The 23,741-nt window shown below is 65.3% G+C and carries 23 protein-coding genes; 14 read left to right on the forward strand and 9 right to left on the reverse strand.

Annotation, left to right across the window (positions count from 1 at the left end):
- Complete coding sequence (locus tag N4G42_RS18245) at positions 1 to 327, reverse strand: ArsR/SmtB family transcription factor (protein WP_060985705.1); 327 nt, start codon at positions 325 to 327, stop codon at positions 1 to 3.
- Between the two features lie 179 nt (positions 328 to 506).
- Between N4G42_RS18245 and N4G42_RS18250 the strand changes: the two genes are divergently transcribed.
- From N4G42_RS18250 to N4G42_RS18275, 6 genes are read left to right on the forward strand one after another with little or no spacing between them, the layout of a single operon-like run.
- Positions 507 to 2,213, forward strand: a complete 1,707-nt coding sequence (locus N4G42_RS18250; RefSeq protein ID WP_260668183.1) for an EAL domain-containing protein — start codon at positions 507 to 509, stop codon at positions 2,211 to 2,213.
- Between the two features lie 5 nt (positions 2,214 to 2,218).
- Positions 2,219 to 3,343: a saccharopine dehydrogenase NADP-binding domain-containing protein gene (locus tag N4G42_RS18255; RefSeq protein WP_260668184.1), complete on the forward strand. Its 1,125-nt coding sequence runs from the start codon at positions 2,219 to 2,221 to the stop codon at positions 3,341 to 3,343.
- A gap of 4 nt (positions 3,344 to 3,347) precedes the next feature.
- On the forward strand, positions 3,348 to 3,872 hold the full coding sequence (locus N4G42_RS18260) for an SRPBCC family protein (protein ID WP_260668185.1): 525 nt from the start codon (positions 3,348 to 3,350) through the stop codon (positions 3,870 to 3,872).
- A complete protein-coding gene (locus N4G42_RS18265; protein ID WP_260668186.1) occupies positions 3,869 to 4,267 on the forward strand; it encodes a DoxX-like family protein in 399 nt (132 codons plus the stop codon). The genes N4G42_RS18260 and N4G42_RS18265 overlap by 4 nt, the downstream gene beginning before the upstream one ends.
- The gene (locus tag N4G42_RS18270) at positions 4,264 to 4,749 is read left to right on the forward strand and encodes a DUF2269 domain-containing protein (protein ID WP_260668187.1); all 486 of its coding nucleotides are present in this window, start codon (positions 4,264 to 4,266) and stop codon (positions 4,747 to 4,749) included. The genes N4G42_RS18265 and N4G42_RS18270 overlap by 4 nt, the downstream gene beginning before the upstream one ends.
- A 15-nt stretch (positions 4,750 to 4,764) precedes the next feature.
- Complete coding sequence (locus tag N4G42_RS18275) at positions 4,765 to 6,462, forward strand: ABC1 kinase family protein (protein ID WP_260668188.1); 1,698 nt, start codon at positions 4,765 to 4,767, stop codon at positions 6,460 to 6,462.
- 100 nt (positions 6,463 to 6,562) lie between these two features.
- Here the strand turns inward: N4G42_RS18275 and N4G42_RS18280 are convergent, their stop codons facing one another.
- From N4G42_RS18280 to N4G42_RS18295, 4 genes are read right to left on the reverse strand one after another with little or no spacing between them, the layout of a single operon-like run.
- A complete protein-coding gene (locus N4G42_RS18280; RefSeq protein ID WP_260668189.1) occupies positions 6,563 to 7,396 on the reverse strand; it encodes a molybdate ABC transporter substrate-binding protein in 834 nt (277 codons plus the stop codon).
- Between the two features lie 9 nt (positions 7,397 to 7,405).
- Positions 7,406 to 8,242: an extracellular solute-binding protein gene (locus N4G42_RS18285; protein WP_260668190.1), complete on the reverse strand. Its 837-nt coding sequence runs from the start codon at positions 8,240 to 8,242 to the stop codon at positions 7,406 to 7,408.
- Complete coding sequence (locus N4G42_RS18290; protein ID WP_056066886.1) at positions 8,239 to 8,967, reverse strand: phosphate ABC transporter ATP-binding protein; 729 nt, start codon at positions 8,965 to 8,967, stop codon at positions 8,239 to 8,241. Before N4G42_RS18290 ends, N4G42_RS18285 begins: the two co-directional genes overlap by 4 nt.
- The gene (locus tag N4G42_RS18295) at positions 8,964 to 9,701 is read right to left on the reverse strand and encodes an ABC transporter permease (RefSeq protein WP_099730913.1); all 738 of its coding nucleotides are present in this window, start codon (positions 9,699 to 9,701) and stop codon (positions 8,964 to 8,966) included. The genes N4G42_RS18290 and N4G42_RS18295 overlap by 4 nt, the downstream gene beginning before the upstream one ends.
- Positions 9,702 to 9,764: 63 nt before the next feature.
- Here N4G42_RS18295 and N4G42_RS18300 point away from each other — a divergent pair, with 63 nt between their 5' ends.
- From N4G42_RS18300 to N4G42_RS18310, 3 genes are all read left to right on the forward strand, one after another.
- A complete protein-coding gene (locus N4G42_RS18300; RefSeq protein ID WP_260668191.1) occupies positions 9,765 to 10,892 on the forward strand; it encodes a helix-turn-helix transcriptional regulator in 1,128 nt (375 codons plus the stop codon).
- Between the two features lie 182 nt (positions 10,893 to 11,074).
- The gene (locus N4G42_RS18305) at positions 11,075 to 11,695 is read left to right on the forward strand and encodes a TRAP transporter small permease subunit (RefSeq protein ID WP_056748212.1); all 621 of its coding nucleotides are present in this window, start codon (positions 11,075 to 11,077) and stop codon (positions 11,693 to 11,695) included.
- Positions 11,696 to 11,722: 27 nt separating this feature from the next.
- The gene (locus N4G42_RS18310) at positions 11,723 to 13,510 is read left to right on the forward strand and encodes a TRAP transporter large permease subunit (protein WP_099730915.1); all 1,788 of its coding nucleotides are present in this window, start codon (positions 11,723 to 11,725) and stop codon (positions 13,508 to 13,510) included.
- Positions 13,511 to 14,046: 536 nt separating this feature from the next.
- Here N4G42_RS18310 and N4G42_RS18315 read toward each other — a convergent pair.
- The 4 genes from N4G42_RS18315 to xseB all read right to left on the reverse strand — a co-directional run bounded on the left by N4G42_RS18315 (position 14,047) and on the right by xseB (position 18,575).
- Positions 14,047 to 15,129: a TRAP transporter substrate-binding protein gene (locus N4G42_RS18315; protein ID WP_015015263.1), complete on the reverse strand. Its 1,083-nt coding sequence runs from the start codon at positions 15,127 to 15,129 to the stop codon at positions 14,047 to 14,049.
- 245 nt (positions 15,130 to 15,374) lie between these two features.
- On the reverse strand, positions 15,375 to 17,270 hold the full coding sequence (gene dxs / locus N4G42_RS18320) for a 1-deoxy-D-xylulose-5-phosphate synthase (RefSeq protein ID WP_260668193.1): 1,896 nt from the start codon (positions 17,268 to 17,270) through the stop codon (positions 15,375 to 15,377).
- 91 nt (positions 17,271 to 17,361) lie between these two features.
- Positions 17,362 to 18,336 (reverse strand): polyprenyl synthetase family protein, encoded by a 975-nt coding sequence (locus N4G42_RS18325; protein ID WP_260668194.1) that lies wholly within the window; start codon positions 18,334 to 18,336, stop codon positions 17,362 to 17,364.
- Positions 18,333 to 18,575 carry an exodeoxyribonuclease VII small subunit gene (gene xseB / locus N4G42_RS18330; RefSeq protein WP_056066864.1) on the reverse strand — a complete coding sequence of 81 codons (243 nt, stop codon included), beginning with the start codon at positions 18,573 to 18,575 and terminating at the stop codon, positions 18,333 to 18,335. Before xseB ends, N4G42_RS18325 begins: the two co-directional genes overlap by 4 nt.
- 275 nt (positions 18,576 to 18,850) lie before the next feature.
- Here xseB and N4G42_RS18335 point away from each other — a divergent pair, with 275 nt between their 5' ends.
- The 5 genes from N4G42_RS18335 to flhC all read left to right on the forward strand — a co-directional run bounded on the left by N4G42_RS18335 (position 18,851) and on the right by flhC (position 23,596).
- Positions 18,851 to 20,005: an aromatic ring-hydroxylating oxygenase subunit alpha gene (locus N4G42_RS18335; protein WP_056748219.1), complete on the forward strand. Its 1,155-nt coding sequence runs from the start codon at positions 18,851 to 18,853 to the stop codon at positions 20,003 to 20,005.
- A 139-nt stretch (positions 20,006 to 20,144) separates the two neighbouring features.
- Positions 20,145 to 21,056 carry a DMT family transporter gene (locus N4G42_RS18340; protein ID WP_108498242.1) on the forward strand — a complete coding sequence of 304 codons (912 nt, stop codon included), beginning with the start codon at positions 20,145 to 20,147 and terminating at the stop codon, positions 21,054 to 21,056.
- Between the two features lie 101 nt (positions 21,057 to 21,157).
- On the forward strand, positions 21,158 to 22,063 hold the full coding sequence (locus N4G42_RS18345) for a sulfurtransferase (protein WP_108498241.1): 906 nt from the start codon (positions 21,158 to 21,160) through the stop codon (positions 22,061 to 22,063).
- A gap of 598 nt (positions 22,064 to 22,661) precedes the next feature.
- Positions 22,662 to 22,988, forward strand: a complete 327-nt coding sequence (gene flhD / locus N4G42_RS18350) for a flagellar transcriptional regulator FlhD (RefSeq protein ID WP_015015270.1) — start codon at positions 22,662 to 22,664, stop codon at positions 22,986 to 22,988.
- 44 nt (positions 22,989 to 23,032) lie between these two features.
- Positions 23,033 to 23,596: a flagellar transcriptional regulator FlhC gene (gene flhC / locus N4G42_RS18355; RefSeq protein ID WP_015015271.1), complete on the forward strand. Its 564-nt coding sequence runs from the start codon at positions 23,033 to 23,035 to the stop codon at positions 23,594 to 23,596.
- Positions 23,597 to 23,741 lie beyond the last annotated feature (145 nt).

A 23,741-nucleotide genomic window follows, 5' to 3' on the forward strand; every position in this document is an offset into this window, starting at 1 on the left:
TCAGCAGTGGCAGGAAGCAGCTGCGCCGTCAGGGGTACAGGCCTGGCCTTCGCAGCAGTTTTCGGTGAGGTAGGCCAGCAGCGCATTCATGGTGTCGAACGCGGCGCGGTAGATGAGGTTGCGGCCCTGCCGCTCCTGGCTGATGAGCCCGGCATGCGACAGCTCCTTGAGGTGAAAGGACAGGGTGTTGGGCGCCACCTCCAGCTGGGCGGCCAGATCACCGGGGGTCAGCCCCGCAGGGCCCGCCACCACCAGCGCACGAAAGACCCGCAAGCGGACCTCCTGGGCCAGGGCTGCGAGGGCTCGGACAACATCGGTTTCTTGCATGGATCAATAATACAACGATTGTTGAATTATTGAAATAGCATCCCAAAAATCACCAAAAACCCACACTCGCTCCAGGTGACCTCCAACCACCCGGAAGCGCACACCCGCCACAGGCTGTTACGCGTTGGCCCCGCCGCACGGTCGTATGATGACCCGCATACAAAAAAGGGCGGGAGCACGTGGACGATTTGGTTTCAATCTGGCAGGGCGCCATGCAGGTGTTTGTGGTGGGGTTTCCGCCACTGCTGCAGAGCCTGCTGTTCTGGGTCTTTGCGGCACTGGTCGTGCACGTGTGCCAGCAGTTGGTGGAGCACACCGCGTATTCCGTGGACCCGTCCAGCCGCCGCATCAGTGCATCGCACGCAGCCCTGTGCATTGGCTCCATCGTGTGGGCGCTGGATGTGGTGGGCCTGTTCCTGTACAACGAGCTGTCGCACCATGTGCTGGAGCTGGTGCCCGCACTCAGCGGCCTGGTCATCATGGTGGTGAGTGCGCGGCTCACCATCCCCACCCTCAGCACCGGCGCCAGCAAACGCCGCATTGCGCTGGCCAGCTTGTGGCTGGCGATGGGCACGCTGGCAGGGCACTTCACCATCACCAGCAGCCACGTGCAGAGTTTCGGGCAGATCAACCTGCCGGCCACTGTGCTGTCGCTGGGCATCGCCACCGGCATTTCTTGCTACTGCGCCATCCGCCACCGCGCCGCCAAGCTCAGCGTGCTCACCCCCCGCTACCGGGCCCAGAACTGGGCGGACAAGCTGCTGTGCGGCGGCGCGATCCTGGTGCTGCACTGGCTGTTGGTCAACACCTTTGCCATGCACCTGGGCGACCCCGAGGGTGCGTCCGATGGCGCCGCGCTGCTCTTTGTGATGCTGGTGTTTGCGATGGCGGTGGCCATGGAGCATCTGAGCAACCTGCGCTCGGACGCGGGACGCCAGCAGTTGCTGCGGCGGGGGTTGTCGATGATGCGTACGTCGGCATTGGCCCACAACGCCCACAGCGATATTCAGCAGTCGCTGATTGCCGACCACCTGGACCGTCTGCTGCATCCCGACAACCTGGCCCTGCATTTCCAGCCCATCATCCACACCCAGCGCAGCGGGGTACAGCTGGAGGCGCTGCTGCGCCTGACCGACACCACCCTGGGCCGCATCAACCCCGAAACCTTGTTGCTGGTGTGCGAGCTGCAGGGCAAGACGGCGGAGGTGGACCGCATGATTGTGTGCAACGCGCTCGACCATCTGTGCCACTGGCGGGCGCAGGGAATGGACGCAGTGGCCATCAGCGTCAATGTGGCGCCGGTCACGCTGATGCACGACAGCTTCGCGCCTTGGCTGGGTCTGCAGCTGGCCCAGCGCGGCCTGCCCCCGCGCACCCTGAAGCTCGAAATGACCGAGCATGCCGTGATTGCGCTGGGCCCCCAGATGGTGGCGGCCATCAGCGCGCTGAGCGCCCTGGGTGTGGCCGTTTTGATGGACGACTTTGGCGCCGGGTATTCATCGCTGGGCATGCTGGCCGAGCTGCCGATTGCGGGCATCAAATGCGACCGCCTGTTCGTACGCCAGCTGCCACACGACCGCCGCCGCCAGAAGCTGCTGCGGCACATCAGCTCCCTGGCGCGGGACCTGGGCCTGTCGGTGGTGGTTGAAGGCGTGGAGACGCCCGAAGAGCTGCGGGCCCTCGCCGCCGCCGGGCTGCACCACATCCAGGGCTACCTGTTCAGCCGCCCCATTGCAGCGCCTGACGTACCCAATTGGCATCGAACGCAACTGCAGTCGCAGCGTGCCTCATTGCAAGCACTACTGCACACGCCGGGCAGTGGCCGGGACAGCGATACCTCTTTTGTGCCCACGCAACCCAGCACGCCCTGGGCCTCGGGGGCATGACCCCCATGGCTGCACTGAAAACCCTGGTCCTGGGCGGCTACGGCAACTTTGGGGCGCGCATCTGCCGCGCCCTGGTGGGCGATGAGGCTACCCGCCGCCACATTGCCCTGCTGGTGGCGGGCCGGGACGCCTCGCAAGCGAAGGCCCTGGCCGCCACGCTGGGCCACGGTGCACAGGGCGTGGCGCTGGACCACCAGGCGCCGGGCCTGGCCGCCACCTTGCGCGAGTGGGGTGTGGGTCTGGTGATCCACACGGCGGGCCCTTTTCAGGCGCAAGCCTACAACGTGGCCCAGGCGGCGGCCGAGGCGGGGGCGCACTACATCGACCTGGCCGACGGTCGCCGGTTTGTGTGCGACTTTCCGGCCGCGATGCAGGCTGCATTCACTGCCGCCGGGTGCACGGCCATCGCGGGCGCCAGCACGGTGCCCGCGCTGTCCTCGGCCGTCATCGACCACCTGTGCGCGGGCTGGCAACACATCCACAGCATCGACATCTGCATTGCCCCTGCGCAACGGGCGCCCCGGGGCCAGGCCACGCTGGCGGCCGTGCTGAGCTACTGCGGCCTTCCCATCGACGTGTGGGACGGTGGCCGGTGGCAGCCGCACAGCGGCTGGGCGCGGCCCAGCCCCGTCCATTTCCAGCGGCTGCGCTCTCGCCTCGGGGCGGTCTGCGACATCCCGGACCTGGAGATCTTTCCCGCCCATTACCAGGCCCGCGACCGTGTCACCTTTCGCGCGGCCCTGGAGGTCGGCCTGGCGCAAAGAGCCTTCGCCACCCTGGCAACGTTGCGCCGTCGGGGCGTGCTGCCCCACCCCGAAAAGCTGGCCTGGCTGATGCACCACGCGGGCGGCGCGCTGGACTTTCTGGGCACGCCGCTGGGCGGCATGGTGGTGCGTGTGGCGGGCGCGGATGCGCAAGGCCAGCCCCGGCGCCGCGCATGGCACATTGCGGCCGATAACGACCATGGCCCCGAGATTCCCTGCATGGCCGCCATCCTGCTGGCCCGCCAGCTCGCAGCCGGGCAGCCGCTGCCCGCCGGGGCGCACACCAGCACCAGCCTGCTGCCCCTGGAGGTCTTTGCGCCCGAGTTTGCGAAGTGGGGCATGGTGACCGATGTGGTGGAGGAATGAGCCCATGGCCCACCGGAAATTGACCTTCCCCATGCCAGCGCGTGCCGACATTGTTTTTGATGCCTTCCACTACCACGAGTGGCGGTGCCAGTGGGATTCGCTGGTGCGCCGTACCAGCGTGGAAAGCGGTGCGCCTTGCCCCAGTGTGGGCGCCACCACCGAGAACCTGGGCGCCGGCGCGTTGCGGGCGCTGTCCATGCGCACGCAGTTCGTCAGCTATGACCGCCCTGTGGTCGCGGCTGCGGCCATGGTCGGCCGGTCGTTTCCCTTCACCCAGTGGGCAGCCTCCATGCGCCACCAGGAGCAAGGCCCCCACCAGTCCCTGCTGATCTACACCTATACCTTTCAAGTAGGCCCGGCAGCCTTCCGGGCGGTCATGGAGCCTGTGGTGGACTGGGTCTTTGTCCGCAAGACGCGCCGGCGGTTCCAGCGCCTGGCGCAGTTCCTGGCGGTCCGTGCTGCCGACATTGCAGCTTGGCAACAGGCGCAGGGCCCTGCGCCCTCTGCCGCGCAGAAGGCCAGCCCATGAACCGCGCGTCAGCCCAACTGCTGCGCGCCAGCCTCGTGATCGTCTGGCTGACCACCGCCGTGGTCAGCGTGTGGGAGCTGCACGGCCAAAGCCGCGAGCTGCTGGCGGGCCTGCCCACAGCGTGGACCGAGGGCAACACATCGTGGCTGCCCACCGCCATCATCCTGGCCGGGGCGGCTGCCGATGCGGTGCTGGGGCTGTGGCTGGCGCTCCGCCCCGGCCGCAAGGCGTATGGAGCGGCCCTGATGGTGATGCTGGCCATGACACTGCTGGCCACGGCCATACACCCTGCATGGTGGCTGCACCCCTTCGGACCTCTGACCAAAAACCTGCCGATTGCCGCCATCCTGTGGGTGCTGCTGCAAGACGAGGCCACTTCATTGCAAAAGCCATGAGCCTGTACCTCACCCTCAAATGGCTGCACATCATCTCCAGCGTGCTGCTGGTGGGCACCGGGCTGGGCTCTGCGTTCTACATGTTCTTTACCAACCGCAGCGGCAATGTGCAGGCACAGGCGGTGGTCACGCGCCTGGTGGTGCGGGCGGACTGGTGGTTCACCACGCCCACGGTGTTCCTCCAGCCCGCCACGGGGCTCGCCATGGCTGCGATGGCAGGCCTGCCCTGGAGCACGCCGTGGCTCGCGGTATCCATTGCGCTGTACCTGGTGGCCGGGGCCTGCTGGCTGCCCGTGGTGTGGCTGCAGCTGCGCATGCGCGATATGGCGGTAGAGGCGGCACAGGCGCCCCTGGGCGATGGCGTGCTGCCCCCGCTGTACTGGCGCTACGCCCGCTGGTGGGAGGCGCTGGGCTACCCGGCCTTTGTGGCCATGGCCGTGGTGTTCTACCTGATGGTGAACAAACCCGCCCTGAACTTCTGAACCTATCATCGCCCCATGCTGATCGAGACGCTGGACACTGCCCGCGACCTGGGGCGCCTGAAGGAAATCCTGGGCGTGATGGTGCGCCACGGGTTTGGCGACACCGTGCGCCGCCTGGGCCTGGCCGACCGGCTGGAGCGCGCGGGCCAGGCACTGAACTGGACCCACGCAGCAGACCTGGCCCGCGTGGAGCCGCCCGTGCAGGTGCGCCTGGCGCTCGAAGAGCTGGGCCCCGCGTTCGTCAAGTTTGGCCAGATCCTCGCGGGCCGGGCCGACCTGTTTGGCCCGGAGTGGATTGCAGAATTCGAGAAACTGCACAGCCAGGTGCCCGCTGTGCCCATCGATGCGCTGCGCCCGCAACTGCGCGAAGACCTGGGCGCCGAACCCGAAGCCGTTTTTGCCTGGTTTGACACCACGCCGCTGGCCGCCGCATCGATTGCGCAAGTGCACCGCGCACGCCTGCAGGACGGCAGCGAAGTCATCGTCAAGATCCGCCGCCCCGGCATCGCCGACACCATCCAGGCCGACCTGCGCCTGCTGCAGCGCCTGGCCGCGCTGGCCGAGGCAGAGCTGCCAGCGCTCAAGCCCTACCGGCCCCAGCAACTGGTGCGCGAGTTCGCGCGCTCGTTGCGCCGCGAGCTGGACCTGGCCGGCGAATGCCGCCAGGCCGAACGCATTGCCACCAACATGGCCGCACTGCCTCACATCGTGATCCCGCGCGTGCACTGGGCCTACACGCGCGAGCGCATCAACGTGCAGGACTTCATCGACGGCACACCCGGCGGCGCCCTGGCCGCGCTGACGCCCGAGGCCGGTTTTGACCGCACGGTGCTGGCGCAGCGCGGCGCGCAGGCGGTACTTCAGATGATCGTCAAGGACGGCGTTTTCCACGCCGACCCGCACCCGGGCAACGTGTTCTACCTGCCGGGCAACCGCATTGCCTTCATCGACTTTGGCATGGTAGGCCGCCTGTCGCAGCGCCGGCGCGACGAGTTGCTGCAGCTGCTGCTGGGCCTGGTGGAGCACCAGCCCCAGGCCGTGGCCGATGTGCTGCTGGACTGGACGGGCGACGCGCAGGGCCTGAACCTGGGCCAGCTCGAAACCGAGATCGAGGCCTTTGTGGACCAGTACCACGGCGTGCCCCTGGCGCAGCTGAGCCTGGGACAGATGCTGGCCGACGTGACGGCCATCCTGCGTGAACACCACCTGGGCCTGCCGTCCGATCTGGCGCTGCTGATCAAGGCCTTCATCTCGCTCGAAGGCATGGGCCGCAACCTCGACCCGGACTTCCACATGGCGACCGAAGCCCTGCCGCTGCTCAAGCAGGTGGTGCGCGCACGCTACGAGCCCAAGGTGCTGGCCGGGCGGGCCTGGAGCACCTTGCGGCGCGCGCTGGCCACGGTGGAGCAGTTGCCGGACGACATCGGGCGGCTGCTGCGCAACGCGCGGCGCGGGCACCTGCAGGTGGGCATCGATCTGGCGCACCTCAAGCGTGTGGGCGACCAGATCGACCGGTCAGCCAACCGTTTGGCAATGGCGCTGGTGATTGCGGCGCTGATCATCGGCTCGTCCATCGTGATGACCGTGAAAGGCGGGCCCACGCTGTTCGGCCTGCCAGCGTTTGGCTTCCTCGGTTTCTTTGGTGCGGTGGTGTGTGGCCTGTGGCTGGTGCGGGCCATCTGGCGCAGCAGCCACCACCGCGATGATGACTGAACGCTGCATACAACTGGTTTAAAAAGCACACGCCGCGCTACCCCACCAGGCAGACAGACGCGGCGCGTGCACACACTCGCAGCCAGACGGCCGCCCGCGTTCAGGGCAGCCCAAACCCCAACCGTTGCAATACCGCCTGAGCAGGCGGTTGGCGCAGCGCACTGGCAAATGCCTGGGCCGCAGCGGGCGCATCTGAACGCACAGTCAGGCCGTAGGCGGCGCCCACCTGCAGTGCGGTCGGCAGCTGCACCACGCGCAGGCGCGGCACCTCGGCCTGGGCGGCCACTGCGTTGGTGCAGTAGGTCAAAAACACATCGGCCTGGCGCTGGTCCATCACCCAGGCATAGGTGCCCCGGCCCGCAGGCGGCTTGGGCGAATCCGCACCGCCGGTGAGTTTCAGGGCCTTGGCGTCCAGCTGGGCATACGCACCCGGCTGAACCTTGTCGGCCTGGCGGAACAGCGCCCACGCGTAGTCGCCCGACGGGTCGGCCTGGGGCGTGGAGGTGCCCACGCGCACGTCACTGCGCAGCAAGGTGGCCAGCAAGGTGTCGGGGGTGGCGCTGATCTGTTCGCTGGTCAGCGCACACAGCGCGTTGCGCGTGAACACCACGGGCGCCTGCCAGCCGCCCCGGGCCGCCAGGTGCTGTGGGTGGTCGGTGTCGGCCGAGGCAAAGACCTGTGCGGGCTCGCCCTTCTCAATACGCTCGCGCAGCAGGCCCGAGGCGCCAAAGGTCAGCGCCACCTTCTGGCCGGTGCGGGCCTCTTGGTCGCGCGCGATCTCGGTGAACGCTTCGCGCAGGCTGCCAGCGGCATACACCTGCACGGGGGCAGCGTCAGCCATGGGCGCCTGGGCGGGCGCGGCCACACAACCGGCCAGGGCCCAGGCCAGCCCGGCGGCGGCAGCGGCTACCGCCGCGGGTGAACGGTTTGCCATGGAGACCGCTCACTGCGCTGCGTTCGGGAAGAACAGCTGCTCGCCACCGATCTTGTAGCCCGCAATGGCCTGCTGGCCGGCGGGAGACACCACCCAGTCCACAAACTTCTGCGCGTCTTGTGTCTTCACATGCGGGTGCTTGGCGGGGTTCACGACCATCACGCCGTATTGGTTGAAGAGCTTGGTGTCGCCCTCGACCAGAACGGCCAGGTCCGCGCGGTTCTTGAAGTTGAGCCAGGTGCCACGGTCGGCCAGCACATAGGCGCCGCTTGACGCCGCGATGTTGAGCGCTGGCCCCATGCCGCAGCCACATTCCTTGTAGCCGCTGCTTTTTGAGGTATTTGCAGCCTCGGCACCGGCCAGCTTCCAGTAGCGCAGCTCGGCCGCGTGGGTGCCGCTCTTGTCGCCGCGCGAGATGAAGTTGCCATTGGCGGCAGAGAGCTTCTGCAGCGCTTGCACGATGTCCTTGCCTTTGGTGCCCACCGGGTCGTTCTTGGGGCCGATGAGGATGAAGTCGTTGTACATCACGGGGTAGCGCTTCACGCCCCAACCATCGGCCACAAACTTTTCTTCGGCCACCTGGTCGTGCACGAATAGCACGTCCGCGTCGCCCCGGCGTGCCATATCGAGCGCCTGCCCCGTGCCCAGCGCCACCACTTTGATGTCCAGGCCGCTGGCCTTCTTGAACTCTGGCAGCAGGTAGCCAAACAGGCCCGACTGCTCGGTGGAGGTGGTGGATGCCATGGTGATGCTCTGCGCAAACGCTGAACCCGGCGCTACCAAAACAATAGCTGCCAGCGCTTTGGACACTAGCGCTCCCGCGCGAAAAGTCTTGAAATCCGTCATACCAGCTCTCCTTTGACAAACAATCGGGCGGCCTCCGGCAATGGGCCATTGAAAAAGTCATGCACCGGCAAGTCCGCCACCAGACGGCCGTGCTCCATGTAGATCACGCGGCTGGCCAGGCGCTTGACCTGGCCCAGGTTGTGGCTGCTGAACACCATGGTCACGGGGTGCGCAGGACCAGCAGCGCCATGGCTGGCCGCAAAGTCGGCCATCAGGGCCTCGACCTCGCGCTTGGCATGGGGGTCGAGGCTGGCGGTGGGCTCATCGAGCAGCAGCACATCGGGCCGCAGGGCCCATGCACGGGCCAGCGCCACACGCTGCTGCTGGCCGCCCGACAGGGTGCGCGCGTTCTGCGCTGCAATGCCCTGCAGGCCCACCCGCTGCAAGGCCGTCAGGGCCAGCGGGCGCGCATCGCGCCAGCGGGTGCCGCGCAGCCACAGGGCCAGGGCCACGTTGTTCTGGGCACTGGTGCGCAGCATGTGCGGGCGCTGGAACAGCATGGCCTGGCGCAGCGACGCATCGCATTGCAGGCCGCCCCCATGCGTGTCGGCCAGGCCATGCAGCACGCGCAGCAAGGTGCTCTTGCCACTGCCGTTGGCGCCCACCAGCGCCACGCGCTCGCCGGGTGCGATGCGCAGCGTGACCTGGTCCAGCGCCTGCACGCGGCCGTAGCGCACAGTCACCTGCCGCAGGTCCACCCAGGGGGTTGGCAAAGGCCCGCTCATGCAGCCACTCCCACCGGCGTGCTGGAGGCCGAGCCATCCACCCGCTCGCGCCAGCGCCTCAGCAACGCAATCAGCACATTGAGCGCCAGCACCACGGCCAGCAGGATCATGCCCAGCGCCAGTGCCAGCGGCAGGTCGCCCTTGCTGGTCTCCAGCGCGATGGCGGTGGTCATCACGCGCGTGAAGCCGTCGATGTTGCCACCCACGATCATCACGGCGCCGACCTCGGAGATCGCGCGGCCAAACGATGCCAGCAGCACGGTGAGCAGCGCATACCGCTCGTCCCACGCCAGCAGCAGGCTGCGCAGCAGCGGGCCGGCGCCCATGGAGCGCAGCTGCTCGCCATGCGCGCGCTCGGCGTCTTCCACCGTCTGGCGCGTGAGCGCGGTGACCACCGGCAGCACCAAGATAGCCTGCGCCAGCACCATGGCCTTGAAGCTGAACAGCCAGCCCAGCGACCCCAGCGGCCCGCTGCGCGAGAGCACCAGGTACACCACCAGCCCCACCACCACCGAAGGCACGGCCAGCAAGGTGTTGAGCACCGCCAGTACGGCGCCACGGCCAGTGAAGCGGGCCACGCCTAGCCAGGCGCCCAGCACCAGGCCCACCCCGCAGGCCATCAGACAGGCGGTGGCGCTGACAGACAAGGAGCGGCCCACGATGGTCCAGAGGACAGGGTCGGACGAGAGGGTGAGTTCAAGCGCTGTGCTCGCGCTTTCGGTGAGGGTGGACATGGGCCAGGGGATCGGTTTGGGCTATCGTAGGCACCCATCCAATATCCAGCGATATGAACTCCCGTGCATAGGGTCCAACTTCACTACACACTCAGCCGCGACGCGGGCACTGCGCTCATCCGCAATCCATTGCCCGAGCTGTTGCAGGCCGTGGCCGAGCGTGGCTCCATCTCGGGCGCTGCGCGCGCGCTGGACCTGTCCTACCGCCATGTCTGGGGCGCCCTCAAACGCTGGGAAGACCAGCTGGGCGGCGAATTGATCATCTGGGGCAAGGGCCAGTCAGCGCAACTCAGCGAGTTTGGCAGCAAGCTGCTATGGGCCGAACGCCAGGCCCAGGCCCGCCTGGCGCCCCAGATTGCCGCGCTACACGCCGACCTGGAGCGCGCGTTTGCCGTGGCCTTCGACCCCAACGCCCATGTGCTCACCCTCTATGCCAGCCACGACGACGCACTGGCTGCGCTGCGCGCCCATGCTGCCACGCAGACCGATGTGGGGGCGCTGCACCTCGACATCCGGTTCACTGGCAGCGTGGACGCCATCCGTGCGCTGAACGAGGGGCGGTGCACCCTGGCGGGTTTTCACACCGTGGCCGACGCGGCCGCGCAGTCGCTCACCGCGCGCACCTACCAGCCACTGCTACAGCCCGGGCTGCACAAGATCATTGGCTTCGCACAGCGCACCCAAGGGCTCATCGTGGCCCCCGGCAATCCGCTGGGTCTGCACAGCCTGGCCGATGTGGCCCGCACCGGCGCCCGCTTCATCAACCGGCCGCTGGGCTCGGGCACGCGGGTGCTGCTGGACGACCTGCTGGCCCAGGCCAGCATGGACCCAGAGAGCATCGTGGGCTACGCGCTCAACGAGCCCTCCCACACCGCCATCGCCCAGGCCGTGGCTGCAGGGGCTGCCGATGTGGGCATGGGCATCGAGCTGGCGGCCCGCGCGCGCGGGCTGGAGTTTGTCCCCCTGGTGCACGAGCGCTACCACCTGGCATGCCTGAAAGCCAGCCTGGACCAGCCCGCCACGCTGGCACTGCGCACCCTCTTGCAAACACCTGAATGGCTGGCACACATGACCACGCTGCCGGGTTACACCGCCTGGCACTGCGGCGAGGTGCAGGCCATGAGCACCGTGCTGCCGTGGTGGCAATTTGCGCGGAAAAAGCGTGCTTCCACGCCTAGGAAGAAACCCTAATTGCTGCAGTTTTGATAGCTGAAGAATGAGCAGCTGCTGCGGGATAACACCGTCACGCTGCTGTCAGACTCCGCCTACAGTGCTCCGTAGAATCGCGCCGTCGTCAAAGTGTGCCCTGCCTCAGCGCCTACCCGCGCGGGGCCCGGGCATCTCGCACACACAGCCTTTTTATTGGAGACACCATGCAGGCTCTATTGAAGTTATCAAGAGGGATCGACTGGATTAACACCCAGGTCGGCAAGTACGTGGTCTGGCTGATCCTGGCCTCCACGGTCATCAGCGGCGTGAACGCCGTGGTGCGCAAGGCGTTCAACATCAGCTCCAATGCCTTCCTGGAAGTGCAGTGGTACCTGTTCGCTGCGTCGTTCCTGCTGGCAGCTGGCTACACGCTGCTGCAAGGCGAGCATGTGAAGGTCGATGTGATCTCGAGCCGCTTTTCCAAGCGCACGCAGATCTGGATCGACGTATTCGGCTACATCGTCTTTCTCACCCCCATGTGCCTGGCCGTGCTCTGGTATGGGGTTCCGTTCTTCACGCGCGCACTGGCATCGGGCGAAATGTCGAACAACGCAGGTGGCCTGATCCGCTGGCCCGTGTACCTGATGATGCCCCTGGGCTTCACGCTGCTGTGGCTGCAAGGAATTTCTGAACTCATCAAGCGCCTGGGCTTCCTGCAAGGCCTGATCGAAGATCCGACGGTCAAGAAGGTCGAAAAGACGGCCGAGGAAGAACTGGCTGAATCCATCCGCAACCTGGCCGAAGCCGCCAAGGGCAACGGCAAGAACAAGGCCGAGGCTCACTGAGCGGCCCTACCAAGCGGAGCACACACCATGGAATTTTTGACCCATAACCTCGCCCCCATCATGTTCGCGGGGCTCATCTGCTTCTTGCTGGTGGGCTTCCCGGTCGCATTCAGTCTGGGCGCCTGTGGACTTTTCTTCGCCTTTATCGGCATTGAATTGAACGTACTTCCCGAAGCGCTGCTGCAGGCCGTGCCGCTGCGCATCTTCGGCATCATGCAGAACGACACCCTGCTGGCCATTCCGTTCTTCACGCTCATGGGGCTCATATTGGAGCGAAGCGGGATGGCGGAAGACCTGCTGGACACCATTGGTCAGCTGTTTGGCCCCATCCGGGGTGGCCTGGCACTGGCCGTGATCTTTGTGGGTGCGCTGCTGGCAGCCACCACTGGCGTGGTGGCTGCGTCGGTGATCTCGATGGGCCTGATCTCGCTGCCCATCATGCTGCGCTACGGCTATGACCGCCGACTGGCTGCGGGCGTGATTGCCGCGTCCGGAACCCTGGCACAGATCATTCCGCCGTCGCTGGTGCTGATCATCATTGCCGACCAGATGGGCCGCAGCGTGGGCGACATGTACAAGGGCGCCTTCCTGCCCGGCTTGATGCTCACCGGCTTCTATGCGCTGTACGTCATCCTGCTGGCAATCTTCAAGCCCCAATGGGTGCCTGCGATCCCGCCCGAAGCCCGTACGCTGCGCGACGACAACGGCAAGAGCGGTGTGACCTCCCTGCTGGTGCTGACGGGCATCTGCGTGGCCGCCTCGATGTATGTGGCCAAGAACATGGCCGCCCTGCACACCTGGTGGTCAGGCGAGGCAGTGGAACGCGTGGCGCTGGACGAAACCATCGTGGTGGCCATGTGCTTTGGCGTGGCCCTGGCCTTCGTGGTCGCCAGCGTCAACAAGATCACCCGCCTGGGCCTGCTGTCCAAGGCTGCGGAACGCGTGACGTTCGTGCTGATTCCCCCGCTGCTGCTGATCTTCCTGGTGCTGGGCACCATCTTCCTGGGTGTTGCAACCCCCACCGAAGGCGGCGCCATGGGCGCGCTGGGCGCAGGCATCATGGCCATCATCCGTGGTCGCCTGAGCCTTTCGCTGCTCAAGCAGGCCGTAACTACCACCACCAAGCTGTCGTGTTTTGTGGTGTTCATCCTGGTGGGCGCGACCATGTTCGGCCTGACCTTCCAGGGCGTGGACGGCCCGCTGTGGGTGGAACACCTGCTGACCGGCCTGCCCGGTGGCCAGCTGGGCTTCCTGATCGTCGTGAACATCATGGTGTTCTTCCTGGCGTTCTTCCTGGACTTCTTCGAGCTGTCCTTCATCGTGGTGCCCCTGCTGGCCCCGGTGGCCAACAAGCTGGGCATCGACCTGATCTGGTTCGGCGTGCTGCTGGCCGTGAACATGCAGACCTCGTTCATGCACCCACCGTTCGGCTTCGCGCTGTTCTACCTGCGCAGCGTGGCCCCGGCGAAGGAGTACCTCGACAAGGTCACCAAGAAGATGATTGCGCCGGTGACCACGCCGCAGATCTACTGGGGTGCCATCCCATTCCTGATCATCCAGTTGATGATGGTGGGCCTGATCATCGCCTTCCCAGGCATCGTCTCCAGCGGCCTGGACAAGGCCGAGGTGTATGACCTGGACAAGGTCCGTATGGAAATGGAAGCCACCATGCCCGACGCGGCCGGAGCCCCCGAGGCAACCGACCCCACGGCTGGCATGGAAGGCGCTGGAGCTGCCCCTGGCGATACTGCGGCCCCCGCTGCAGACGACCCACTCAAGGCCCTGCAGGATTCGCTGGCCAACGAGAAGAAGTGATCCGAACCGCACAGGGCTGTTGACCAGCCCCTGAAGCAACCAGAGCCCCGGCAGATGTCATCTGCCGGGGCTTTTTTCATGGACCTATGGCTTGCAGGGCGTGCTCAAAGACAGGACCGTCAACGAACGGCTCGACGTCGCCGTCCCCAAAACCTAAGGACCTACAGCAAAACGACCGCCACGCGTTGAGACGTTGGCTTCTTCGCACCACTTAACCCGCTGGCAAGCGTCTGCCTGTGGCGCTAAACGGACTTCGCACACCACGGGAAGCGATGGCCTCAACCACCCCTGGTATCCCATCAGAAACGTTTGCGCCGAGGGATCACGCAGACCTGCCGATCACATCAACAAGGGCGACACCTTGAGCGCCAGCCGACCGAACATCGCCGGGCATCCCGGCGGCATCATCTGCCCCGCAGTACGGCGGGACCGAGCACCCCACCCCATACCACCCACCAGACGCAAAAAAACCCGCCAGGCGAACCAGGCGGGTTTTCTGATCGACATGCCCTGCGGCTTGCACCGCAGCCGGGCTATCAGATCTTCTGTGCGGACATGAAGGTGTCGTAGCGGGCTTCTGCAAAGCGGAACCAGAGGATCTGGTCGCGCTGGAAGGCACGCATGTCGGCGTAAATCTTCTTCCACTCGGGGCTCTTGGCGTCGTTCTCGGCGAACACTTCCATCGAAGCCTTGAACGAAGCGTCCATCACAGCTTGCGAGAAAGGCAGCACCTTGGTCTTGGCTGCCACGAGCTGCTTCAGGGCCGTGGGGTTCAGCGCGTCGTACTTGGCCAGCATGTCCACGTGGGCCACGTTGGTTGCGGCTTCGATGATGGCCTTGTTCTCAGCCGACAGGCCGTCGAACGCCTTCTGGTTGACGAAGAAGTCCACTTCAGGACCACCTTCCCACCAGCCGGGGTAGTAGTAGAACGGAGCAACTTTGTTGAAGCCCAGCTTCTGGTCATCATACGGACCCACCCATTCGGCGGCATCCAGTGTGCCCTTTTCGAGGGCTTGGTAAATTTCGCCACCAGGGATGCTCTGAGGCACAGCACCCAGCTTCTGCATCACTTCACCGATCAGGCCGCCACCCAGGCGCATCTTCATGCCCTTGAAGTCGGCAGGCGACTTGATTTCCTTGCGGAACCAGCCACCCATCTGCGTGCCGGTGTTGCCACCTGCGAAGCTGATCATGTTGAAGCCGCCGTAGAACTCGTTCATGAGCTTGCGGCCGTTGCCATGCAACATCCAGGCGTTCATCTGGCGGGCATTGAAGCCGAAAGGCACTGCCGAGCCCAGCGCGAAGGCGGGGTTCTTGCCGTAGAAGTAGTAAGGCACGGTGTGTGCCATTTCCACGGTGCCTTGTTGCACGCCATCCACCACACCAAAGGGGGGCATCAGCTCGCCACCAGCGTGCACGGAGATTTCAAACTTGCCGCCCGACATGGCCTTGACGGCCTTGGAGAACACATCAGCGCCGCCATAAATGGTGTCCAGCGACTTGGGGAAGCTGGAGGCCAGACGCCAGCGAATGGCAGCCTGGGCGTGGACGGCGGGCGCAGCGCCTGCAGCCAGCACACCGGCAATGCCAGCATGCTTGATGATTGAACGACGATCCATGAGGTTCTCTCCGATATATTGATTGCAAAACTTGGTGCGCACGCGTTGTGCACGGCCGACCAAGGACATGTTTCAGCCGGGACCATTGTAGGAACATGCCCCCCAGGACTTTTGCGGGTTTTCCCGCGAAATTCCGGCGCCAACACACACCTTCAGGGTTCTGCAAGCATCTGCGCGACAGCGGTGCAAAGACCCTCCCAGCAACCAAAAGCCAACGCACTGCGCTGACCGCAGCCCTCCGCCTTTTAGCCCGCGCTGCCGGGCAAAAACCGCGCTGCAATCGATGCGCGAATGCCGGCTGCATCCAGCCCCTGCAACGCCAGCAACTTGGCCGGGTCACCATGCTCAATGAAGACATCGGCCAGCCCGAGCTGCAACACGGGGCGCACAAGGCCCATGGCGTTGAGTGCCTCGGTCACTGCGCTGCCCGCCCCACCCATGATGGCGCCCTCTTCGACCGTCACGAGGGCATCGTGCCGCTCGGCCACCTCGCGCAGCAAGGCCTCATCGATGGGCTTGGCCCAGCGCATGTTGACCACGGTGGCATCGATCGCCTCGCCCACTTCGAGCGCGGGATACAGCAAGGTGCCAAACGCCAGGATGGCAATGCGGGGCGCCTTGCCGCCCGCATCACCCTTGCGCTCGCGGCGGATCTCGCCCTTGCCGAACGGCAGGCCATCGAGCGCGGCCAGCGGCGCCACACCCGCGCCGCTACCACGCGGGTAACGCACGGCCACGGGGTGGTCCTGTTCAAACGCACTGCTGAGCAACTGGCGGCATTCGCGCTCGTCGGCGGGGCAGGCCATGCTCATGTTCGGAATGCAGCGCACGAACGGGATGTCATAAGCGCCTGCGTGCGTGGCACCGTCGGCGCCCACCAGGCCCGCACGGTCCAGTGCAAACACCACGGGCAGGTTCTGCAAGGCCACGTCATGGATCAACTGGTCGTAGCCACGCTGCAAAAACGTGGAGTAGATGGCCACCACGGGCTTCACGCCCTCGCAGGCCATGCCCGCAGCGAACGTGACAGCGTGCTGTTCGGCAATGCCCACGTCGTAGTAGCGGTCCGGAAAGCGCTTTTCGAACTCGACCATGCCCGAGCCCTCGCGCATGGCGGGCGTGATGCCCACCAGGCGGGGGTCCTGCGCCGCCATGTCACACAGCCACTGGCCGAACACCTGGGTGAAGGTCTGCTTGGGCGGCGTGGCGGGCTTGGTCAGGCCCACGGAGGGATCGAACTTTCCGGGGCCATGGTAGGCCACGGGGTCGGCCTCGGCCAGCTTGTAGCCCTGGCCCTTCTTGGTGACCACGTGCAGGAACTGTGGGCCCTTGAGGCTCTTGATGTTCTCCAGCGTAGGGATCAGCGAATCGAGGTCGTGCCCGTCGATGGGGCCGATGTAGTTGAAGCCGAATTTCTCGAACAGCGTGGCGGGCACCACCATGCCCTTGGCCTGTTGCTCGAAGCGCTTGGCAAATTCGAGCAGGGGCGGCACGGGGCGCAAAACGGTCTTGCCCACGTTCTTGGCGGCGGCGTAGAACTGCCCACTCATCAGTTGCGCGAGATAGCGGTTGAGCGCGCCCACGGGCGGGCTGATGCTCATGTCGTTGTCGTTCAGCACCACCAGCAGGTTGCAGTCGGCCACACCCGCGTTGTTGAGCGCCTCGAACGCCATACCGGCACTCATCGCGCCATCTCCAATGATGGCCACGGCATGGCGGTTGTCGCCCTTGCGCTTTGCAGCCAGCGCCATGCCCAAGGCTGCCGAGATGCTGGTGCTGGAATGCGCTGTGCCAAACGTGTCGTAGATGCTCTCCGCCCGTTGCGGAAAGCCCGAGATACCGCCCATCTGGCGCAGCGTGTGCATGCGGTCGCGGCGGCCGGTCAGAATCTTGTGCGGGTAGGTCTGGTGGCCCACATCCCACACCAGGCGGTCTTCCGGGGTGTTGAAGACATGGTGCAAAGCCACGGTCAGCTCCACCGTGCCCAGGTTGGAGCTGAGGTGGCCACCGGTCTGCGACACGCTCTGCAGCACGAACTCGCGCAACTCGGTCGCCAGCACCTTGAGGTCCGCGCGCGAGAGCCGGCGCAGGTCTGCCGGGTCATTGATGGTCTGCAGCAAGGGGAAGGGTGTCGTGGACATTGACTATTCTTTTGATAGCTACGAGCGCAAGAGATTCAAGCACCAGCAGGCATTTGGACATTGAGAGAGTCGCCAGGGACCAGGGCCGGGCTCAGTGGGAGCGGCTCACGACCATGTCCGCCAGGGCTGCCAGGGCACGGGTGTCGGGCAAGCCACTGCGACCCAGGGCCGCATGGGCCTCGGCCAGCAGCTCCTGCGAGTAGGCCTGCGCACGCTCCAGACCGAGCAACGATACGTAGGTGGGTTTGTCTGCGGCCGCGTCCTTGCCCGCCGTTTTCCCCAGGGTGGCCGAGTCCGCCACCACATCCAGGATGTCGTCCACCACCTGGAACGCCAGCCCCATGGCAGCGCCATAGTCTGACAGGGCCTGGTAGGCGGTGGGCGCCGCGTGGCCACACAGGGCCCCCATGAGCACGCTGCCCTGGAGCAAGGCGCCTGTCTTGAGACGGTGCATCTGGCGCAGTTGCGCTTCGGTCAGCGCCACGCCCACGCTGGCCAGGTCAATCGCCTGACCGCCCGCCATGCCGGCCGAGCCCGCAGCCCGCGCCAGCAGCCGGCACAGAGCCGCCTGCGTGGCAGCGGGGATCAGGGTGTTGTCGGGGGTCAGCAGTTCAAACGCAAAGGCCTGCAGCGCGTCACCCGCCAGCAGGGCCTGGGCTTCGCCAAACTGCACATGCACCGTGGGTTTTCCACGGCGCAGCACGTCGTTGTCCATGCAGGGCATGTCGTCGTGGACCAGCGAATACGCGTGGATCAGCTCCACCGCGCACGCGGCCCGCAGGGCAGCTTCGTTCAGAGCTGCCTGAACCGCCGCGCCCTCGGGTGCCACGGAGTCCGAGGTGCCGCTGCGCGCCGCCTCGTAGGCAGCCAACACCAGCAAGGGCCGCAGGCGCTTTCCGCCGTCCAGGACGGCATAACGCATGGCGTCGCCCAGCCCTGCCGGAGCGCCGTCGCCCACCCACAAGGACAGCGCCTGCTCCACACGGCCGAGGTGATTCTGGCTCCAGAGATTCGTATCCAGGGGTGGGTTCAACACCGTCGAGGAAGTCATCGGCAATGCGCTCATTCCTGGTTCCATGGTTGCAGCTGGCCGTCGTCCAGCACCTTGATCTGGTCCTGCACGGCATCGAGCCGGTGGCGGCAAAAAGCCAGCAAGGCGGCGCCGCGCTGGTAGCCAGCCAGCATCTGGTCCAGCGGCAACTGGCCCGATTCAATGCGGGCCACGAGTTGCTCCAGCTCCTCCAGGGCCGCCTCGTAGCTGGCAGGTTCGGCGGGAGGAGCAGGGGTTGCGGGGGCCTTGGGCATGGAGGGGGCGGCAGTGCGCGGGTGAAAAACCGGTGATTTTAGGCGCAGCGCTGTGGCGCCCGTGTCAGACAGTGGCCGATCCGTGGGAGGTCTCTATTTTTCCGGAACCGGTGTTTTCTATTCACGTAGCGGGGGTGCGGGAATAACCCCACCGCCTATAATCCCATTCCCGTCGAGCCGGCTACCCACCCTAGCCGGTTTTCTTTTTCCAGATGCGCCTTCACGGGCGCACCTCCCGCACTCTCTCTGTGGGGAGTCTTTAGGTCAGGTCACCCATGTCTGATTTAAGTCTTCAACTGCAGCAGGCCGCAAGCCAACTACCAGTTTCGAGCTACTTTGATGATGCGCTGTTCCAGCGCGAGCTGGAGACCATCTTCCAGCGCGGGCCCCGCTATGTGGGGCATCAATTGGCTGTGCCCAACGCGGGCGACTACTACGCACTGCCCCAGGAGGGCGAGGGCCGCGCGCTGGTGCGCAACGCCCAGGGCGGTATCGAGCTGGTCTCCAACGTCTGCCGCCACCGGCAGGCGGTCATGCTCAAGGGCAAAGGCTCGCTGAACACCCAGCAAAAGGGCAGCGCGGGCGGCAACATCGTGTGCCCACTGCACCGCTGGACGTACAACCCCAAGGGCGAGCTGCTGGGCGCACCGCATTTCGCGCACGACCCGTGCCTGAACCTGAACAACTACAAGCTGCGCGAGTGGAACGGCCTGCTGTTTGAAGACAATGGCTACGACGTGGCTGCCGACCTCGCCCAGATGGGACCACGCGCCGACCTGGACTTTGACGGCTACGTGCTCGACCACGTGGAGCTGCACGAGTGCAACTACAACTGGAAGACCTTCATCGAGGTCTATCTGGAGGACTACCACGTGGGCCCCTTCCACCCGGGCCTGGGCAGTTTTGTCACCTGCGACGATCTGCGCTGGGAGTTCGGCAAGAACTATTCGGTGCAGACCGTGGGTGTAGCCAACCGCCTGGGCAAGGCCGGCAGCCCCGTGTACGAACGCTGGCACGAAGCCTTGCTCGCCTACCGCGAGGGCAAGCCGCCCAAGCATGGCGCCATCTGGCTCACGCTGTACCCGCACATCATGGTGGAGTGGTATCCGCATGTGCTCACCGTGTCCACGCTGCACCCCATCAGCCCGACCAAGACGCTGAACATGGTGGAGTTCTACTACCCCGAAGAAATCGCTGCGTTCGAGCGCGAGTTCGTCGAGGCGCAGAAGGCCGCCTACATGGAGACCTGCATCGAGGACGACGAAATCGGCGAGCGCATGGACGCGGGCCGCAAGGCCCTGATGGCACGCGGCGACAACGAGGTGGGCCCCTACCAAAGCCCCATGGAAGATGGCATGCAGCACTTCCACGAGTGGTACCGTGAGGCGATGGGCTCGGACACCATCGACCCGACCACGCCAAACCGCTGAATACGGCGGCAAAACCCTGCCAATCTGCAGGCCCGCCGTGGTCTGCTCTCATTACAATAGCTGCCAGTGCTTAAAAATAAGCGCTGGCAGCTATTTTCATTTTTGCGCCCCACGGCGCGCTTCAAGAGATCACAACCCGATGCAAGCCCTCTGGATGGTGTTGGCCGCGTTCCTGTTTGCCAGCATGGGCGTGTGCGTCAAGATCGCCTCGGACTTCTTCAATTCCGCTGAGTTGGTGTGTTACCGGGGCCTCATCGGCATGTTGATTCTCTGGCTGCTGTCACGCTCGCAAAAAGTGACGCTGTCCACGCGGTACCCCGGCATGCACGCCTGGCGCAGCCTCGTGGGGGTGGCGTCGCTGGGCGCCTGGTTCTACGCCATTGCGCACCTGCCGCTGGCCACCGCCATGACACTCAACTACATGAGCAGCGTGTGGATCGCGGCCTTCCTGGTCGGCGGCACGCTGCTGGCCTGGCGGCCCTCCGCCGCCACGCCCCGGCCTGCACTGCAAGGTCCGCTGGTGCTGACGGTGCTCACCGGGTTCGTGGGCGTGGTGCTGATGCTGCGCCCCAGCCTGGACCAGAACCAGGCGTTCGCCGGGATGATTGGCCTCATGTCCGGCTTGTCAGCCGCATTTGCCTACATGCAGGTGGTGGCGCTGTCGCGCCTGGGCGAGCCTGAGTCGCGCACCGTCTTCTACTTTGCGGTGGGCTCCGCGGTGGCGGGCGGCTTTGCCATGCTGTTCACCGGCATGTCGGACTGGCCGGGCTGGCAAGCGCTGTGGCTGCTGCCCATCGGCGTGCTGGCGGCGGGCGGCCAGCTGTGCATGACGCGCGCCTACGCCAGCGCCAAGACCCAGCGCGGCACGCTGGTGGTTGCCAACCTGCAATATTCAGGCATCGTGTTTGCTGGCATTTACAGCGTGGCCCTGTTTGGCGACAAGATTCCGCCCATCGGCTGGATCGGCATGGTCCTCATCGTGGGCAGCGGCATTGTGGCCACCATCTTGCGGGCCCGGGCCGCACCCGGCGCACCGGCCGAAGAACACTGACCGATACAACAACCCATGCGCGCTGGCGAGGACACAGCCCATCGGGATGGCCACAATGGAGGCCTCCCCGTCCTACCGGTTGCTTTGCACCTGATCTGCCGATGACCACTTACACCACGCTCATCTCCGCCCCCGATCTGCAAGCCCTCATCGCCAGCGGTGCGCCGCTGATGGTGTTTGACTGCAGCTTCGAACTCATGCAACCGACCGCCGGCGCGCAGCAATATGCGCAAGCCCATATCCCCGGCGCCGTGTATGCCAACCTGGACAACGACCTGAGCGCCAAGCACGGCGCGCCCGGCGCCACCGGCACTGTGACGGCGCAGGAGGCCGACCAGCCCGCATCGGGCGGCCGCCACCCGCTGCCCAGCCGCGAACGTTTTGCCATGTGGCTGTCCAGCGTGGGTTTTGCCAACAACATGCAGGCCGTGGTCTATGACCGCCAGGGCGCCAACTACTGCGGTCGCCTGTGGTGGATGCTCAAGTGGGCGGGCCATGACGCAGTGGCCGTGCTCGACGGCGGGCTGCAGGCCTGGCAGGCCGCAGGGGGCGCAGTAAACAGCGGCGAAGAGCCCTCGCACTTCCAGTCCCACTTTGCACTGAACGAGCCCTTGCGCCAGCTGGCCACGGCCAGCGATGTCCTGGCCCGCCTGCAGCGCCCCGCAGACCAGACCGTGATCGATGCCCGCGCCGGCGCCCGCTACCGGGGCGAGGTGGAGCCGCTGGACCCGGTGGCCGGCCACATTCCGGGCGCGCTCAACCGACCCTTTGCCGAAAACATCGGTGCCGACGGCCGCTTCAAACCCGCAGCCACGCTGCGCGCAGAGTTCGACGCACTGCTGGCGGGCCGTGACCCGGCGACCGTGGTGCACCAGTGTGGCAGCGGTGTGAGCGCCGTCCCCAATCTGCTGGCCATGGAGATTGCCGGCCTGGGGCACACCGCGCTGTTCGCGGGCAGCTGGAGCGAGTGGTGTTCAGACCCCACGCGCCCGGTCGAAAAAGGATGAACAACGCCCACTGCGGCGTCTAAGAACGTGTTCACGGTCTTTTCAAGGCCGCGCAAGCACCTTGCCGGGATGGGATGCAAGGCGCGGTGCGCAGCCAATAGCACGTGCTATTGGCAAGCGCCGCAACGCCGCAGACCGTCCGGCAAGGCGCTTGCCCAAAGGGTTGGAGTGAAATCGGGCGATTGGACGCCCCGGCCGCTTGCATGGGCATGAGCCCATGCGGCGCATCCGAAGCATTCACTCATCCCGATTGCACTCCCACGCGGCCCTGAAAAGACCGTGAACACGTTCTAACGAACGCCGCCGGTTGCAAAAGCGCAAAAAAGATGGTTTTGCAGGCGCTATCAGAACCATGAGCAGAATTCCGGGGTGGGTGTCTGTCAGTGCAGCAGACACTGCCCCCTGAAAAGCCAGCCGGCGCCTGATCTGCGTGTAGGGCAAATTCCTACACAGCCCACCGCGAAACCAGACACGCGGCACAGCCAAACCCCGACTTAATTTCTGATTGGGGCGGTTTCACAATCCATTTCAACGGATCACGCAAAACCTGCAGTCAGCAGGCAACGCAAGACCCGGTACTGGAAAAAAGGAAGCCGCCATGACCAACGAACAAATCCTCGCTGAAATCCGCGAAGCCAACCTCACCTACCTGATGCTGGCCCAAACCCTGATCCGTCAGGACAAGGCCGAAGCAGTTTTCCGCCTGGGCATGAACGAAGAGTCTGCCGATATTCTCGCTTCGCTGTCGGCTGCGCAAGTGATGAAACTGGCCTCCCGCAACACGCTACTTTGCAGCTTCCGCGTGGACGACAACCTGGTGTGGAGCTTGCTGACCAACCACTCGGCCAAGAAGGTGGGCAACGACGCCACCAACACCCTGCACGCCAACATCCTGATGGCCAGCCGCGTGTCGGAAGTGCTCTGAAGCACTAGCCCGCAGCGTTGTCCAGTTCTCACCGAAAGCCCGCCATGTCCTCCACCACCACCGCCGCCGCCAAAGCCCCTGTCAAAAGCGTTCTGAATGAATCCAAGCAGATCGAACGCGCAGCCATGCTGATCCAGATGGGCGCCCGCATGCAGGTGCTGGAGTCCGAGACCACGCTGTCGTATGAACGCCTGATCCGCCTGTACAAGGAGATCGCGGGCAAGTCGCCCTCCAAAGGCCAGCTGCCCTTCTCCACCGACTGGTTCCTGACCTGGCAAGAGAACATCCACAGCTCGCTGTTTTTGAACATCTACGAGTACCTGTCCAAGGGCGTGGACCTGGATTCGGTGGAGCTGCTGACCAAGGCCTACCGCCTGTACAACGAACAAGTCGCCACGGCCGAGATCGAACCCCTGCTGTCCTTCACCCGCGCCTGGCGCCTGGTGAAATTCGTGGACGCCGGCATGTTGACCCGCACCAAGTGCAGCCAGTGCAGCGGCCAGTTCGTGACCGAGCTGTACGAAAACCGCCATTTCACCTGCGGCCTGTGCAACCCGCCCGCCCGTGCCGGCAAGAGCAAGACCGCCGGCGCGCTGATGTTGCATTGACACCTTGGCTTGTTTTTTGAGCCAAAAGCGCCCGATGCGCTAGTGCATATTGCCGCTCTAGCTATTGATTAGATAGCAAACAAATAAGGCCCTATTCGGGGCCTTTTTGCTGTCTGCTGTCTGCCGATGGAATGTGGTGCGAGGG

The sequence above is a fragment of the Acidovorax sp. K2F genome (genome assembly GCF_025246485.1).
In the GTDB taxonomy this organism is placed as follows: domain Bacteria; phylum Pseudomonadota; class Gammaproteobacteria; order Burkholderiales; family Burkholderiaceae_C; genus Acidovorax; species Acidovorax delafieldii.

Bases quoted from the DNA above. Each gene is read 5' to 3' on its own strand.
- N4G42_RS18245 (WP_060985705.1), bottom strand. From the start codon at position 327: ATGCAAGAAACCGATGTTGTCCGAGCCCTCGCAGCCCTGGCCCAGGAG.
- N4G42_RS18255 (WP_260668184.1), top strand. From the start codon at position 2,219: ATGGCTGCACTGAAAACCCTGGTCCTGGGCGGCTACGGCAACTTTGGG.
- N4G42_RS18260 (WP_260668185.1), top strand. From the start codon at position 3,348: ATGGCCCACCGGAAATTGACCTTCCCCATGCCAGCGCGTGCCGACATT.
- N4G42_RS18265 (WP_260668186.1), top strand. From the start codon at position 3,869: ATGAACCGCGCGTCAGCCCAACTGCTGCGCGCCAGCCTCGTGATCGTC.
- N4G42_RS18270 (WP_260668187.1), top strand. From the start codon at position 4,264: ATGAGCCTGTACCTCACCCTCAAATGGCTGCACATCATCTCCAGCGTG.
- N4G42_RS18275 (WP_260668188.1), top strand. From the start codon at position 4,765: ATGCTGATCGAGACGCTGGACACTGCCCGCGACCTGGGGCGCCTGAAG.
- N4G42_RS18280 (WP_260668189.1), bottom strand. From the start codon at position 7,396: ATGGCAAACCGTTCACCCGCGGCGGTAGCCGCTGCCGCCGCCGGGCTG.
- N4G42_RS18285 (WP_260668190.1), bottom strand. From the start codon at position 8,242: ATGACGGATTTCAAGACTTTTCGCGCGGGAGCGCTAGTGTCCAAAGCG.
- N4G42_RS18290 (WP_056066886.1), bottom strand. From the start codon at position 8,967: ATGAGCGGGCCTTTGCCAACCCCCTGGGTGGACCTGCGGCAGGTGACT.
- N4G42_RS18295 (WP_099730913.1), bottom strand. From the start codon at position 9,701: ATGTCCACCCTCACCGAAAGCGCGAGCACAGCGCTTGAACTCACCCTC.
- N4G42_RS18305 (WP_056748212.1), top strand. From the start codon at position 11,075: ATGCAGGCTCTATTGAAGTTATCAAGAGGGATCGACTGGATTAACACC.
- N4G42_RS18310 (WP_099730915.1), top strand. From the start codon at position 11,723: ATGGAATTTTTGACCCATAACCTCGCCCCCATCATGTTCGCGGGGCTC.
- N4G42_RS18315 (WP_015015263.1), bottom strand. From the start codon at position 15,129: ATGGATCGTCGTTCAATCATCAAGCATGCTGGCATTGCCGGTGTGCTG.
- dxs (WP_260668193.1), bottom strand. From the start codon at position 17,270: ATGTCCACGACACCCTTCCCCTTGCTGCAGACCATCAATGACCCGGCA.
- N4G42_RS18325 (WP_260668194.1), bottom strand. From the start codon at position 18,336: ATGAGCGCATTGCCGATGACTTCCTCGACGGTGTTGAACCCACCCCTG.
- xseB (WP_056066864.1), bottom strand. From the start codon at position 18,575: ATGCCCAAGGCCCCCGCAACCCCTGCTCCTCCCGCCGAACCTGCCAGC.
- N4G42_RS18335 (WP_056748219.1), top strand. From the start codon at position 18,851: ATGTCTGATTTAAGTCTTCAACTGCAGCAGGCCGCAAGCCAACTACCA.
- N4G42_RS18340 (WP_108498242.1), top strand. From the start codon at position 20,145: ATGCAAGCCCTCTGGATGGTGTTGGCCGCGTTCCTGTTTGCCAGCATG.
- N4G42_RS18345 (WP_108498241.1), top strand. From the start codon at position 21,158: ATGACCACTTACACCACGCTCATCTCCGCCCCCGATCTGCAAGCCCTC.
- flhD (WP_015015270.1), top strand. From the start codon at position 22,662: ATGACCAACGAACAAATCCTCGCTGAAATCCGCGAAGCCAACCTCACC.
- flhC (WP_015015271.1), top strand. From the start codon at position 23,033: ATGTCCTCCACCACCACCGCCGCCGCCAAAGCCCCTGTCAAAAGCGTT.